This window comes from Pseudomonas machongensis, from assembly GCF_034961125.1.
GTDB lineage: Bacteria > Pseudomonadota > Gammaproteobacteria > Pseudomonadales > Pseudomonadaceae > Aquipseudomonas > Aquipseudomonas machongensis.
In genome coordinates, this window is sequence record NZ_JAYFUI010000180.1 from 31,672 (window position 1) to 45,104 (window position 13,433).

15 protein-coding genes are annotated in these 13,433 nt (G+C 61.5%); 10 read left to right on the forward strand and 5 right to left on the reverse strand.

Features of this window, described 5'->3' with window-relative positions:
* Positions 1-3 precede the first annotated feature (3 nt).
* The 4 genes from VA602_RS16145 to flgA form a co-directional block, all read right to left on the reverse strand.
* On the reverse strand, positions 4-747 hold the full coding sequence (locus VA602_RS16145) for a flagellar brake protein (protein WP_063545701.1): 744 nt from the start codon (positions 745-747) through the stop codon (positions 4-6).
* 81 nt (positions 748-828) lie between these two features.
* Entirely contained in the window at positions 829-1,296 is a 468-nt protein-coding gene (locus VA602_RS16150) for a flagella synthesis protein FlgN (protein WP_054891911.1), read from the reverse strand.
* A gap of 46 nt (positions 1,297-1,342) precedes the next feature.
* Positions 1,343-1,657: a flagellar biosynthesis anti-sigma factor FlgM gene (flgM, locus tag VA602_RS16155; RefSeq protein WP_153774601.1), complete on the reverse strand. Its 315-nt coding sequence runs from the start codon at positions 1,655-1,657 to the stop codon at positions 1,343-1,345.
* A 197-nt stretch (positions 1,658-1,854) separates the two neighbouring features.
* Entirely contained in the window at positions 1,855-2,607 is a 753-nt protein-coding gene (gene flgA, locus VA602_RS16160) for a flagellar basal body P-ring formation chaperone FlgA (protein WP_063545700.1), read from the reverse strand.
* Positions 2,608-2,674: 67 nt separating this feature from the next.
* Here flgA and VA602_RS16165 point away from each other — a divergent pair, with 67 nt between their 5' ends.
* Together VA602_RS16165 and cheR are read left to right on the forward strand one after the other, a co-directional pair.
* Positions 2,675-3,604 (forward strand): chemotaxis protein CheV, encoded by a 930-nt coding sequence (locus VA602_RS16165; RefSeq protein WP_063545699.1) that lies wholly within the window; start codon positions 2,675-2,677, stop codon positions 3,602-3,604.
* A 49-nt stretch (positions 3,605-3,653) separates the two neighbouring features.
* Entirely contained in the window at positions 3,654-4,481 is an 828-nt protein-coding gene (gene cheR / locus VA602_RS16170) for a protein-glutamate O-methyltransferase CheR (protein ID WP_054891907.1), read from the forward strand.
* Between the two features lie 115 nt (positions 4,482-4,596).
* Here cheR and VA602_RS16175 read toward each other — a convergent pair whose 3' ends face one another.
* Complete coding sequence (locus VA602_RS16175; protein ID WP_323453700.1) at positions 4,597-7,206, reverse strand: autotransporter family protein; 2,610 nt, start codon at positions 7,204-7,206, stop codon at positions 4,597-4,599.
* A 341-nt stretch (positions 7,207-7,547) separates the two neighbouring features.
* Between VA602_RS16175 and flgB the strand changes: the two genes are divergently transcribed.
* The 8 genes from flgB (at position 7,548) to flgH (ending at position 13,431) form a co-directional block, all read left to right on the forward strand.
* Positions 7,548-7,955 carry a flagellar basal body rod protein FlgB gene (gene flgB / locus VA602_RS16180; protein ID WP_054891906.1) on the forward strand — a complete coding sequence of 136 codons (408 nt, stop codon included), beginning with the start codon at positions 7,548-7,550 and terminating at the stop codon, positions 7,953-7,955.
* A 2-nt stretch (positions 7,956-7,957) separates the two neighbouring features.
* A complete protein-coding gene (gene flgC, locus VA602_RS16185; RefSeq protein ID WP_054891905.1) occupies positions 7,958-8,401 on the forward strand; it encodes a flagellar basal body rod protein FlgC in 444 nt (147 codons plus the stop codon).
* A 16-nt stretch (positions 8,402-8,417) separates the two neighbouring features.
* Positions 8,418-9,104: a flagellar hook assembly protein FlgD gene (gene flgD, locus VA602_RS16190; RefSeq protein ID WP_323453701.1), complete on the forward strand. Its 687-nt coding sequence runs from the start codon at positions 8,418-8,420 to the stop codon at positions 9,102-9,104.
* A gap of 30 nt (positions 9,105-9,134) precedes the next feature.
* Positions 9,135-10,493, forward strand: coding sequence for a flagellar hook protein FlgE (flgE, locus tag VA602_RS16195; protein ID WP_063545696.1), 1,359 nt, complete (start codon positions 9,135-9,137; stop codon positions 10,491-10,493).
* Between the two features lie 72 nt (positions 10,494-10,565).
* The gene (locus tag VA602_RS16200; protein WP_054891902.1) at positions 10,566-10,748 is read left to right on the forward strand and encodes a hypothetical protein; all 183 of its coding nucleotides are present in this window, start codon (positions 10,566-10,568) and stop codon (positions 10,746-10,748) included.
* A 352-nt stretch (positions 10,749-11,100) separates the two neighbouring features.
* Entirely contained in the window at positions 11,101-11,841 is a 741-nt protein-coding gene (locus VA602_RS16205) for a flagellar basal body rod protein FlgF (protein ID WP_054891901.1), read from the forward strand.
* A 48-nt stretch (positions 11,842-11,889) separates the two neighbouring features.
* Positions 11,890-12,675 (forward strand): flagellar basal-body rod protein FlgG, encoded by a 786-nt coding sequence (flgG, locus tag VA602_RS16210; protein WP_063545695.1) that lies wholly within the window; start codon positions 11,890-11,892, stop codon positions 12,673-12,675.
* 60 nt (positions 12,676-12,735) lie between these two features.
* Positions 12,736-13,431 carry a flagellar basal body L-ring protein FlgH gene (gene flgH / locus VA602_RS16215; protein ID WP_054891899.1) on the forward strand — a complete coding sequence of 232 codons (696 nt, stop codon included), beginning with the start codon at positions 12,736-12,738 and terminating at the stop codon, positions 13,429-13,431.
* Positions 13,432-13,433 lie beyond the last annotated feature (2 nt).

Here is a 13,433-nt window from a genome sequence, read left to right on the forward strand (position 1 = left end):
CGATCAGTAGTCGTCCTTGTCGAACCGCCGTGCTTCGCGCTGCAACTGATACACGAAGCTCTCGATCTTGCGCTGGCTTTGCCCATTCAGGTTGTGGAAGCGCACGCCGGCGAAGGTGGTGTTGATCCGCTCTTCGAAGTGCAGGTGGCGCAATTCCACCATGACGTCGGTCAGGCCCAAGGGGTTGGCAGCCTTGAAGCGCTCGTACACCTGGCCCAGTTGCAGGCGGTCTTCGACATTGCCGTCGAAGCGCAGCTTGCAGCCGGTGGCGGACACGTCGAGCAGCTTGCCGCGCAGCGCGCCGTTGCCCTTGAGGTGGGTGCCGTCGAGGATGATGTCGACCAGTTGCGACAGTTTCAGCGCTGCGCGGAAGGCATTGCGGCGCTGGTGGTAGGTCATTTCGGTGGGGAGCGGGCCGCGGTAGCAGCGGTGGCCATCGACTTCGCCGATGGTCAGCGGAGTGTTGCACTCCCAGGCAATGCGTACGCCATCGTGGAAACCTTCGACACGGAAGGGTTCGCCGTTCTCGATGAATTTCTCGCCATCACGCGGGATCATTTCGTCCAGTGCCAGAACGTTGGCGTCCCGGTCCACCTGTACCACGTAACTCTGGAAGCGCTGGCTGCGCTCATGGAAGCTGATGATCAGCGGATCATGGCTGTCCATCAGCTGGCGCAGGTTCGCCGAAATCTCCAGAGGAGTGGTCAGCACTTTTGGTGGCTGAGGAGCATCGGACTCATTGAACACGGGTAATCAATCTCCAGGCAAAAACGACACACGCAAGTAACGGCATTTTGCCAGTATGTTCCGTGCCTTGAATAGGAATAATCACACCTGGCTGATCGCCCGGGGCTTGTCCATGGGGGAGGTGGTGCCACGGCTATCGTACAGCGACGGAGAGTCGCCGCCGTTGAGGATTCTGATCTGGTTGGCCGTGGCGTGCTGTTGCACCTGGATGACCCGGCCGTTGGTCTCGTTGACCTTCTGGCAGGTGTCCATCAACTGGGTCAGCACATCGAGTTGCTGCAGGATGATCTCGCCGTTGGGCGATTGTGCAGCGACGGCCTGCACACCTGCCCGGTCGGCGCTGAGACCGAGCCCGTTGAGCAGGTGATTGCGCCGCATGCCCTGCTGCTCGAGCAAGACGATCAGCGATTGCTTGCGGGCGAGGATGGTCTCCAGCACCTGCATGTCCCGACCGTGCAGGGCGACCGTTTCCTTCTGGAGCAGGTCGAGCAGTTCCTGGGTCGGCGCGATGTCGTCTTCGATCAGTTGCAGCAGTGTGGTGTCGTGCATGGCTGGCTCTTGGCTCTGGCGTCCTGGAAGTCAGCGCACCGTAAGGTTAGCGCTGCGCTTCGAAATCAAGCAGTTTGCTGGCGACCCGGCCGGCATCGACCTGGTAGCTGCCGTCTGCAATCGCCTGCTTCAACTGGGCCACACGGGCACTGTCGACTGCGGGTTGATCGCGCAGCTTGTCGCTGATCTTCTGCAACTGCTGGGCCTCTTGACTGAGGTGTACCGCTTCTCCGCTGACGCTGGCAGGCTTGCCTGCATCGCTGGCAGCACCGGTTTTTTCGGTGTTGCCCGATGTGGCATTGCCGCGAACGCCGCCCGTTATGGACGGAGAGTTATTCAAACGACTGAAGTCGATGACCATGATCAGAAACCTCTGGGTAAATAGGACGCTTGCCTTTGTTTCGGCTAACCCGAAACAAACTTTAGGCACAAATGTTTTGCCGTCCGTCAGCAAACCCGCGTATCCCGATTTCTGACACAGTTTAGGAAAAGCGGTTCATCGCCGCCAGTCCTGGGGCCCTGCATTATTTCGTCGGCAATGCCGCCGACGTCTTCTTTCTACATCGCCACTTCGACCTGGCCCGGCCCGACCACCGTGGCCTTGACCACGCGCTGGGAGTTGAGATTACGCACCCGGATCTGTTCGGTCAGGCCGCCTTTGCTCAAGGCTTCGCCTGGCATGCGTACGCTCAGGCCGCCACTGCGGGCGGTGATCACTACGTGGTCGCCCTTGCGAATCACATCCGCCTGCTCCAGTTGCTGCAGCGTCAGGACCTGGTCGAGGACGGTCGGGCGCAGCAGTTTCATGCCCACGGCCTGGTCGAGTTCGCTCAGAAAGCCCTGGCCCAGGGTGCTGACGTCACGCTCGCGCAGGGCCACGTCACCTTCACCGATCACGCTTTCGCGCTTGAGCGGGCGGGTCATGACCACCACGTCGCGAAACAGCTTGACCTGTGCTGGCACGAACACGGTCCAGGGCGAAGTACCGTCGCAACGTACCCGTACCGTCACTCGCCCAAGCGGCTGAGCCGGGCTTTCCAGCGAGGCGTCCAGTTGCTGGCTGCACACCGGCATGCGCAGGCGTGGGTCGAGATTGTTGACCTGGATGTCATAACGCCCCACGGTCTGGGTGCGCGTCATGTAGTCTTCGACGGTGAATTCAAGAAACCCTTGGGTGACACCGATAAGCTGTTCAGGCAAGGTAAACGAATCCGCCAGCGTGCGGGCGCCGGATGCGAGCAGGCATGCAATGGCCAGGGGGATGGCCAGCAGGCGCGTCAGTCGTCGGAAAAATGTCGTTTTCGTATACATACGCTCAAAAAAGCAAAGCCCGTGCCGACTTGTTGGCAAGCGAGCAGAAAAATAGAAGGAGTCTGGCATGGCTGGCGTTATGGATTCGGTCAACCAGCGCACGCAACTGGTTGGACAGAATCGCCTCGAGCTGCTGTTGTTCCGTCTCAATGGCGATCAACTCTACGGCATCAACGTGTTCAAGGTCCGGGAAGTGCTGCAGTGCCCGGAGCTGACACTGTTGCCCAAGTCCCATCCGGTGGTGCGCGGTGTGGCGAACATTCGTGGGGCGACCATCCCCATCCTCGACCTGTCGATGGCGACGGGGCTGCCGGGCCTGAAAGAAGAGACCCGCAACAGTTTCGTGATCATTACCGAGTACAACACCAAGACCCAGGGTTTCCTGGTGCACTCGGTCGAGCGCATCGTCAACATGAACTGGGAAGAGATCCACCCACCACCCAAGGGCACCGGGCGTGATCACTACCTGACGGCGGTCACCCGGGTAGACAACCGCATGGTCGAGATCGTCGATGTCGAGAAGGTGCTTGCGGAAGTGGCGCCGTCCTCGGAGTCGGTCTCCGCCGGCGTGGTCGATGCCGAGGTGCAGGACAAGGCCGTGTTGCTGCGGGTGCTGACCGTCGACGATTCGTCGGTGGCGCGCAAGCAGGTCAGCCGTTGCCTGCAGACCGTGGGCGTGGAGGTGGTGGCGCTCAACGACGGCCGCCAGGCGCTCGACTACCTGCGCAAGCTGGTGGATGAGGGCAAGCGGCCGGAAGAAGAGTTTCTGATGATGATCTCCGACATTGAAATGCCGGAAATGGACGGCTATACCCTCACCGCCGAGATTCGTAACGATCCGCGCATGCAAAAATTGCACATCGTCCTGCATACTTCGCTATCGGGCGTGTTCAACCAGGCGATGGTCAAGAAGGTTGGCGCTGACGACTTCCTGGCAAAGTTCAAGCCGGACGACCTGGCCCAGCGCGTAGTCGATCGGATCAAGGCAACGCATTGAAACGGCCGGGGCGAGCCCCGGCGCAAGTGATTGAAAAGAGGCGGCAGCATTGTCTACGGGTAATTTGGATTTCGAACAGTTCCGGGTATTCCTGGAAAAAGCCTGTGGCATCCTGCTGGGCGAAAATAAGCAGTATCTGGTGTCCAGCCGTCTCAACAAGCTGATGGAGCAACAGGGCATCAAGAGCTTGGGTGAGCTGGTGCAGCGCATCCAGACCCAGCCCCGCAGCGGCCTGCGCGAGCAGGTGGTCGACGCCATGACCACCAACGAGACCCTGTGGTTTCGCGACACCTATCCGTTCGAAGTACTGAAGAACAAGGTGATTCCCGAGTTCATCCGCAGCAACCCCGGTCAGCGCCTGCGCATGTGGTCGGCGGCCTGCTCGTCGGGGCAGGAGCCGTATTCGATCTCGATGGCCATCGATGAGTTCGAGCGCAGCAACCTGGGCCAGTTGAAGATGGGGGCGCAGATCGTCGCTACTGATCTTTCCGGCGCCATGCTCAATAACTGCAAGACCGGTGAGTACGATAGCCTGGCGATTGCCCGTGGCTTGTCGCAGGAGCGCCTGCAGCGCTACTTCGACCCGAAAGGGCCGGGGCGCTGGGCGGTGAAGCCGGCGATTCGCAGTCGGGTGGAGTTCCGCTCCTTCAACCTGCTCGACAGCTATGCGGCGCTGGGCAAGTTCGACATCGTGTTCTGCCGCAATGTGTTGATCTACTTCTCCGCGCAGGTGAAGAAAGACATCCTCATGCGTATCCACGCGACGCTCAAGCCAGGGGGGTATCTGTTCCTGGGGGCTTCGGAGGCGCTCAATGGCTTGCCGGATCATTACCAGATGGTTCAGTGCAGTCCGGGGATCATCTATCAGGCCAAGTGAATGAAAAGGCCGGTATCGAGAGATACCGGCCTTTTCGTTTTCGGGACGGCGAACACAAGACCTTGCCTGTGCTTTTGTCTTCAGGCGGCAAGATCAGGATCGTTGGAGGTTGCGATCAGAAGTCGTACCGCACCTTCGCCGAGAACACATCGGCATTGAAGCCCGACTTGCCCACGTAGTCGTAATTGACCCCAAGGGTCACCGCACCCAGCTTGTAGTCGGCTCCGATGCCCGCCTCGTAGCTGTTGCGCACGGCACTCGCGCCGCGGGTCACGAATGGCGTGTTGCCAAGCAGGAAGGTCGATGTGCTGTTGGTCTGGTCGGCGGCGAAGTCATGGTAGCCCATCAGCTTGAACTGCGGCTGCAGGGTCCCGACGCCAATGGCATAGCTGCCTGCCACCCGCACACCTGCGCCGAGTTCGAGCGCTTCGTAGCGTTCATCTTCGACCTTGAGCGCGGCGGACGAGCCTTTCTCGCGATAGCCATCGATGTCGACACGGCTGTAGCGCGCGGCCACGCGTGGCTCGACCAGCAGTTGCGGGTTGATGTGCCAGGTGTAGCCACCGACCAGGTTCACGGCCAGCTGGTTGCTGTCGTAATCGGCCTTGGCTCGGGTATCAGCGATCTCGCGCTTGCCTTCGTTGTCGCCCAGGCCGTAGGTCAGGCTGGCGTCGACGAAGTAGTTGCCCAGGGTGTAGGCGCTGTACAGGGTGAAGGCATGGCTCTCTACCGAAGTCTTGTTGCCACTGCTGCCGTTGACGTCGGTGTCCAGGAAGCTGTACGCCAGGCCCAGGGTGAGCTGGTCGTTGAGCTTGCCATCGGCACCGACGGCAATGCCGCGACTGTAGGCGTTGTAACCTGCCACGCCGTCACGGTTGTTCTGGGTGGCGTCGCTGTACAGCGATTGAATCCACACGCCGGCCTGGCTGAAGCCTTCGCCCGAAGAGGCGCCACGCAGGCTGCTGGCACGGCTGCTGATGGCGTTGCCGATCATGCGCTGGCTTCCGGTGGCCGCCTGGCGGGCGCCGCCGTTGACTTCCGGGGTCAGCTGGCGGGCCAGTCTCGCGACCTGGGCCTGGTCGGCGGTGGCGGCGTAGGCCAGCAGTGGGTCGCCTTTGGGCAGTTGAGCCAGGAGGCCGTTGTTGATGGCGTTACCCATAGCGCCCTGGGCATTGCCGTTGCCGCCGCCTTCCTTGACGATTTCGGTGATCTCGTCGACCGGCTTGGTCGTGACTTGCGCGTAGATCTTGTTGTCTTCCACCGCGCTGCTCTGCACGCGCAGCAGTGCCGAGGTGCTGGTGACCTGGATGCCGTTGGGGTCAAGGTCGTGGCCGGCAGTGTCCACCAGCTGTACCTGGCCGGCCTCGACCAGCAGGTAGCGCGATCCGGACGGCTGGAAGTCCTCTTCGTCGGCGTGCAGGGCGATGCGCGAGCCTTGTTCGAACTTGCTGGTGCCGCTGACCTTGAGTACCGCCACGCTCGGGTCGGTTTCGCTGGACAGTTCCAGGCCCAGCGCCGAGTTGCCGGCGATCGACAGGTTGCCGTCGATCACGGTGCGGGCCGCGGTCAGTGACAAGGTTGCACGGGTGTCGTCGCTCAGGTTGCCGACTTCGATCCAGCCACCGGGCTTGAGGCGGATGTCCGGGGTGCTGTGGGGCAGGTAGTGGGCCTGGAACTCGCTGTCACCTTCGACCTCGATGTTGCTCAGCCCGTCCAGCATGCCGGTGATCTGGCTGCCTTCGCGCAGGATGAGCTCGACTGGCCGATTGCTGTGGCTGGCGTCGATGGCCACCTGGGCCATGATGATGCCGCTGTTGAAGATGTTCAGGTCGCCGTGGTCACGGTACCAGGGTTGCTGGCCGGGGGCGTCGTATGCGACATCGCCGATGCGAATGCCGGTGCCGCTCAGGGCGTAGATCGAGCCACGGTTGTCGATGTGTCGCCCGAGGCTGGTGGTCAGGGTTGCACCGTCGAGCGCGATGGCCTGGCTGTTGGTATCGCTGGCGACGATATTGCCGTGGTTTTCGATGCTGTCCAGGCGAGTTGGCATGCCAATGGCGCCGCCGCGCGAAGTGGCGTTGATGCTGATGGCATTGGGGCCGCTGCTTTCGATGGCGCCGCGGTTGATGATCTTGCCCTGCACGGTGGCACCGGCCAGGTTGAGAGTGATCGCGTTGTAGCCATAGGCGCGGACCTTGGCATTCTGGGCATTGACCACGTCGCCCTTGATCAGCGTGGTTTGGCCGGTGGCGCTGGCCAGGTTGATGCCGTAGGCCTCTCGTCGGTTGATGATGCCGATGCCGGTGCCGGCCTGGAGCGTGCCCTGGTTGATCAGGTTGCCATCAACCGTGGTATTGCTGATTTTCAGCGCATTGCCATCGAGGCTGGTGCTCCTGACGAAGGCCTGGTTCACCAGGTCGCCGGTCACCTGGCTGTTGCGCAGGGTGAGGGCATCGCTGCGATTGACCATGTCCACCGAGGTGCGGTCGTTGTCGTTGATCGGGCTGTTGAAGGTCAAGCCGCCCTGTACGGTGGCGTCGTCAAGCACGATCGCACTGCGGGAAATATTGGTGAAGCTGCCGCCGAACTCGAGCCCGTTCGCGTAGCTCTGGTGGCTTGAGGTGAAGCCGGCATCGGTAAGCTGGACGGTCTGGCCGTGGGCAGGCAGGGCGCAGGCGGCAATTGCCAGGGCCAGCAGGGTCTTGCGATAGGTCAGCGGGGACACGGTTTCTTCCTTGGAAGGCAATGGGGACAGTGCGCATCCATGCTGTGCCTGAAACCGTAACTAGTGGCCTCATGCCACATTTCTGCGCGGTCGCGAATGCTACTCGCAGTGATGGCAAAATAACACTGGTCTGTTGACGTCAATTTTTTGGATTGCCGCTTTTGCCGCTCGGCAATTGCCGCTCACCCGCCACCAAGCGGAAGCACTTTGCCGCTTTTCTGGCATTGCCGTTGTTCGCCGATGCAGTCGATGCCCGGTATTGCTGGGGTTGCGCCTGTTGGCACAGGCCTTGCTATAGCTTGGCCAACGCAACGCTGGTCAACCTTCGAAGGTTCCCCGACATGAGCATCAGCTTCGACAAGGCCCTCGGCATCCATGAAAAGGCATTGGGCTTCCGCGCCCAGCGCGCCGAGGTGCTGGCCAACAACATCGCCAACGCCGACACGCCCAACTACAAGTCTCGTGACATGGACTTCTCCTCGGTGCTTGCCGCCGAGGCAGACAAACAAAGCAACGGGCGTATCTCGCTGACCCGCACCAACGGCCATCACATCGAGGCCGAAGGCCTGGCCATGGCCGACGACAGCCTCAAGTACCGCACGCCGATGCAGCCGTCGATCGATCAGAACACCGTCGATGCCCAGATCGAACAGTCGAACTATGCGCAGAACGCGATCGACTTCCAGGCCAGCTTCACCTTGCTCAACAGTAAATTCAAAGGGCTGGTATCGGCCCTGCGTGGAGAGTGACCATGTCCCTTGCCAGTGTCTTCAACATCGCCGGTAGCGGCATGAGCGCGCAGAACACGCGCCTTAACACCGTCGCCTCGAACATCGCCAACGCCGAGACCGTCTCCTCGAGCATCGATCAGACCTACCGCGCGCGCCATCCCGTGTTCGCCACCACCTTCGAGCAGGCCCAGAACGGTGCCGGCCAGTCGCTGTTCGACGACCAGGGCCAGGCCGGCCAGGGTGTGCAGGTCAAGGGGATCATCGAGGACCAGAGCAATCTGGAGGCCCGCTACGAGCCCAATCATCCGGCGGCGAACAAGGACGGCTACGTCTACTACCCGAACGTCAACGTGGTCGAGGAGATGGCTGACATGATCTCCGCCAGCCGTGCGTTCCAGACCAACGCCGAGCTGATGAACACCGCCAAGACCATGATGCAGAAGGTGCTGACCTTGGGTCAGTGATTGAGGAGCGCAACGCATGGCAGTCAATGTTAATGATGTGCTCGCCAACTCTGGTGTGAGCAACGGCACCAAGAAGCCAACCAGCGAGCCGACCGACAAGAACGCGCTCGGCAAGGATGCCTTCCTGCAGTTGCTGGTCACCCAGATGCAGCACCAGAACCCGCTCGACCCGCAGGACAACGGTGAGTTCGTTGCCCAGCTGGCGCAGTTCAGCAGCCTGGAGGGTATCCAGACCCTCAACGAGTCGGTCAATGCCATTACCGGTTCGCTGGGTTCGTCCCAGGCGCTGCAGGCGTCGTCGCTGGTCGGTCGCTCGGTGATCGTGCAGAACGACAAGGCGTTGGTCGATCCGACCAAGAGCTTCAATGGTCAGGTCGTGGTGCCGCAGAACATCGAGAGCGGCAAGGTCACGATCAAGGACAAGGATGGCAACGTCGTCAAGACCATCCAGTTGGGCGAACAGAAGAAGGGCACTGCCGACTTCATCTGGGATGGCACCAACGACAAGGGCGAGAAGGTTGCGGCGGGCAATTACACCTTTACCGCGACGACCACCGTCGATGGCAAGGCTCAGGAGATGTACACGCTGCTGCCAGCCACCGTCACCAGTGTCACCGTGGGCGGCACTGGCGGCGAGATGATGCTCAACCTGGCGGGTATCGGCAAGGTCGGCATCTCCAAAGTACAAACCATCGGAATCTAAGGCCGGCCTGTTCGGCAGAAGGAGCAAAGCATGTCTTTCAATATCGGCCTTAGCGGTCTCTACGCAGCCAACAAGCAACTCGACGTTACCGGCAACAACATCGCCAACGTCAATACCACAGGTTTCAAGTCGTCGCGTGCCGAGTTCGCCGACGTCTACGCCGGTGCCAACCGCCTGGGCGTGGGCCAGAACCAGGTCGGTAACGGTGTGCGCCTGGCGGCGGTGTCGCAGCAGTTCACCCAGGGTGACGTGAACAACACCGGCAACGTGCTGGACATGGGCATCCAGGGCCAGGGCTACTTCGTCCTCTCCGACAACGGCTCGCTGACCTACACCCGTGCCGGTGCCTTCCGCACCGACAAGGACAACAACGTGGTCACCTCCGATGGCCTGAACCTGCAAGGTTATGCCGCCGACAGCACCGGCAAGATCCAGAAGGGCATCCTCACCAACCTGAAGATCGATACCTCGGCGCTGGCCCCTAAGGCCACCACCTTGATCGACCAGGGCATCAACCTGAACTCCTCCGCCGACACCATCCCGCTGGAAGTGTCCAACGGCGCGACCCCGCCGGTGATGGTGCCGAACAAGCCGTTCGACCCGGCCGACCAGTCGACCTACACCAAGTCCTTCCCGACCAAGGTGTACGACAGTCAAGGTAACGAGCACACCATGGAGCAGTTCTACCGCAAGACCGGCACCAACGAGTGGACCATGTACACCCTGGTCGATGGTCGCAACCCGCTGAACCCGGGCAGCACCACGCCGCTGACCGGCACCATGACCTTCAACTCCGACGGCAGCATCAAGGCCATGACCACCGACAACACCACGGTGCCGGCGGCCAACTGGAGCGTGACCAACAACACCTTCAGCCTCAAGGGCTGGATCCCGGCCGCGAAGGATGCCGCAGGCAACTGGGCGGCCAACGGTTCGGATGGCAATGCCGACGGCATGCGCCTGGCCATGAACAGCACCACCTCGTACAACACCGAGACCGCGCGCATGTCGCAGAACCAGGACGGCTATGCCACTGGCATCCTGTCGAGCCTGTCGATCGACTCCACCGGGGTGATGTTCGCAAGCTTCAGCAACCAGCAGTCTCGCGCCATCGGCCAGGTTGCGATTGCCAGCTTCGCCAACGACCAGGGCCTGCAGCAGATTGGCGGTACTCGTTGGAAGGAAACCTTCTCCTCGGGCATTCCGGGCATCGATGCGCCGAAGACCGGCACCCTCGGTTCGGTCGAGTCCAACTCCCTGGAGGCGTCCAACGTCAACCTGACCCAGGAGCTGGTCGAGCTGATCAAGGCGCAGAGCAACTACCAGGCCAACGCCAAGACCATCTCCACCGAGAGCACCATCATGCAGACCATCATCCAGATGACCTGATGGTCGCTGGCTGAGCGTGTCTGGACGAACCCCTTTCCCGTGAAGGGGTTCGTCGTTTTTGCAGGAGGGATCATGAAAAAGTTGGCTGTCGCGCTGCTTGCGGCGCTGTGTCTGCTCCAGGCCCAGGCCGGTACCGCGCCTTGGTGGCGTTGGGAAAGTCAGGTGGATGGGCGACTGGTGTGTTCGCAGTGGTCGCCGGGGGAGGGCTGGAAGCGGTTTGCCGGGCCATACAACAATGGCGGGTGTCGCGACTAGGCTCTGTATGAAAAACCTTGATACTCGGTGATGCTGCGTTGAAAACAGCCTCGGAATGCTCATTTACAACCCGTAAACTCCGCTTCCTCGGCTGTTTTCGCCTTGCCTGACCTTCGTCTCAAGGCTTTTCATACAGACCCTAGCAACACTGCTATTGCTGAACTTTGGCACCCCCTTGCCGCCAGCGGCAAAGCAGCGCCGGATAACCGACGTTGCACCCTCGACGAAAACCGCTAAAGGCCCGTATTCACGGGCTTTTTCTTGCCTTGAAGAAAGTTGGTTCGGAACTTGCTTTACAGCCTGCACAGCAACGGTGAGCGGCAATCGATCGCCAGTGCAGCGGAGGATGACTGTGGACAAGATGCTTTACGTGGCCATGACCGGCGCCGCCCAGAATGCGGTGGCACAGAAGGCCCACGCCAACAACCTGGCGAACGTTTCCACCACCGGTTTTCAGCGTGACCTGGAGCAGGCGCGCTCGATGCCGGTGTTCGGCGACAGCTTTCCGGCGCGTGCCTTCGCCATGAGCGAGCGGCCTGCCACCGACTTTACCGCAGGCCCGATGATCGAGACCGGTCGCGAGCTGGACGTGGCGGTCAGTGGCAATGGCTTCATCGCCGTGCAGGCCCCGGATGGCAGCGAAGCCTACGTACGCACCGGCAGCCTGAACATTGACGCCCTCGGCGTGTTGCGCGCCGGCAATGGCATGCCGGTGATCGGCAACGGTGGCCCGATCGCCATTCCGCCCGAGCAGAAGGTTGAGGTCGGTGACGATGGCACCATCAGCATCCGCGCCATGGGCGAAGACCCGCGCGTCATGGCCGAGGTCGATCGGATCAAGCTGGTCAACCCCGACATCAAGAGCATCAGCAAAGGCCTCGACGGCCTGATCCACACCAACAGCGGCCAGCCGGCCGATGCGGACGTCAATGTCCGCGTGGTGTCGGGCTTCCTCGAAGGCAGCAACGTCAATGCCGTCGAAGAGATGACTTCGGTGCTGGCCCTGTCTCGCCAGTTCGAGCTGCACGTCAAGATGATGAAAACAGCCGAGCAGGGCGACGAAGCCATGGCTCGGGTTTTGCAAATCAGCTAATCACTTTTGAACGGGTGCCGTAAAACAGGCGCACGAGGAGAACACTAAATGCTTCCGGCTCTCTGGGTCGCTAAAACCGGCCTGTCCGCACAGGACACCAACCTGACGGTCATCTCCAACAACCTGGCCAACGTCTCGACCACTGGTTTCAAGCGTGACCGTGCCGAGTTCCAGGACCTGTTGTACCAGACCAAGCGCCAGCCTGGTGCCCAGTCGACTCAGGACAGCGAGCTGCCTTCGGGCCTGCAGGTCGGTACCGGTGTGCGCATCGTCGGCACCCAGAAGAACTTCCAGACCGGCAGCCTGCAGACCACCGAAAACCCGCTGGATCTCGCGGTCAATGGTCGTGGTTTCTTCCAGGTCCTGCAGCCCGACGGCACTGTCTCCTACACCCGTGACGGCACCTTCCACCTGAACTCCGATGGCCAGGTCGTGACTGCCAACGGTTTCGCCCTGGAGCCTGCCATCGTCGTGCCGCCGGAGGCGCAGACCTTCACCGTCGGCCAGGACGGCACCGTGTCGATCACCACCACCGGCAACCCGGCCGCGCAGATCATCGGCAACATCCAGACCGCGGACTTCATCAACCCGGCCGGCCTGCAGGCGATTGGCAACAACCTGTTCTTCGAGACCGCTGCCAGCGGTGCGCCGCAGGTCGGTACCCCGGGCCTGAACGGTTTCGGCACCACCCTGCAGCAGACCCTGGAAAACTCCAACGTCAGCACCGTCGAAGAGCTGGTGAACATGATCACCACCCAGCGCGCCTACGAGATGAACTCCAAGGTCATCTCCACCGCCGACCAGATGTTGTCGTTCGTCACCCAGCAACTGTAAGTCCTGGCTCTAGCTACCCGGCCGCTGTTGCAGCGCCTGTTACACCGTGAGGTAAGCGTCATGAATCGTCTGTTGTCCGTCGTCGCCCTGGGAGGGGCTGTGTTGCTGGCCGGTTGCGTTGCGCCGACGGCAAAGCCCAACGACCCTTACTACGCGCCTGTACTGCCGCGTACACCTTTGCCGTCGGCGGCCAACAACGGTTCGATCTACCAGGCCGGGTTCGAGCAGAACATGTATGGCGATCGCAAGGCGTTTCGTGTCGGTGACATCATCACCATCACCCTCAACGAGCGTACCTCGGCGAGCAAGAACGCCGGTTCCCAGATCCAGAAGGACAGCAACGCCAATATCGGCCTGACCTCGCTGTTCGGCACCACCCCCAACACCAACAACCCGTTCGGCGGCGGCGACCTGTCGCTCAACGCGGGGTACAAGGGCGAGCGTGCCACCAAGGGTGCCAGCCAGGCCAGCCAGGGCAACACCTTGACCGGCTCGATCACCGTGACGGTGGCCGATGTACTGCCCAACGGCATCATCGCCGTGCGCGGCGAGAAGTGGATGACCCTCAACACCGGCGAAGAGCTGGTGCGTATCGCTGGTCTGATCCGCGCCGATGATATCGCCACCGACAACACCGTGCCGTCCACGCGAGTGGCCGACGCGCGCATCACCTATTCGGGCACCGGCTCCTTCGCCGATGCCAGCCAGCCCGGGTGGCTGGACCGCTTCTTCATGAGCCCGCTTTGGCCCTTCTGAGT

Bases quoted from the DNA above. Each gene is read 5' to 3' on its own strand.
- VA602_RS16150 (WP_054891911.1), bottom strand. From the start codon at position 1,296: ATGCACGACACCACACTGCTGCAACTGATCGAAGACGACATCGCGCCG.
- flgM (WP_153774601.1), bottom strand. From the start codon at position 1,657: ATGGTCATCGACTTCAGTCGTTTGAATAACTCTCCGTCCATAACGGGC.
- flgA (WP_063545700.1), bottom strand. From the start codon at position 2,607: ATGTATACGAAAACGACATTTTTCCGACGACTGACGCGCCTGCTGGCC.
- VA602_RS16165 (WP_063545699.1), top strand. From the start codon at position 2,675: ATGGCTGGCGTTATGGATTCGGTCAACCAGCGCACGCAACTGGTTGGA.
- flgB (WP_054891906.1), top strand. From the start codon at position 7,548: ATGAGCATCAGCTTCGACAAGGCCCTCGGCATCCATGAAAAGGCATTG.
- flgC (WP_054891905.1), top strand. From the start codon at position 7,958: ATGTCCCTTGCCAGTGTCTTCAACATCGCCGGTAGCGGCATGAGCGCG.
- flgD (WP_323453701.1), top strand. From the start codon at position 8,418: ATGGCAGTCAATGTTAATGATGTGCTCGCCAACTCTGGTGTGAGCAAC.
- flgE (WP_063545696.1), top strand. From the start codon at position 9,135: ATGTCTTTCAATATCGGCCTTAGCGGTCTCTACGCAGCCAACAAGCAA.
- VA602_RS16200 (WP_054891902.1), top strand. From the start codon at position 10,566: ATGAAAAAGTTGGCTGTCGCGCTGCTTGCGGCGCTGTGTCTGCTCCAG.
- flgG (WP_063545695.1), top strand. From the start codon at position 11,890: ATGCTTCCGGCTCTCTGGGTCGCTAAAACCGGCCTGTCCGCACAGGAC.
- flgH (WP_054891899.1), top strand. From the start codon at position 12,736: ATGAATCGTCTGTTGTCCGTCGTCGCCCTGGGAGGGGCTGTGTTGCTG.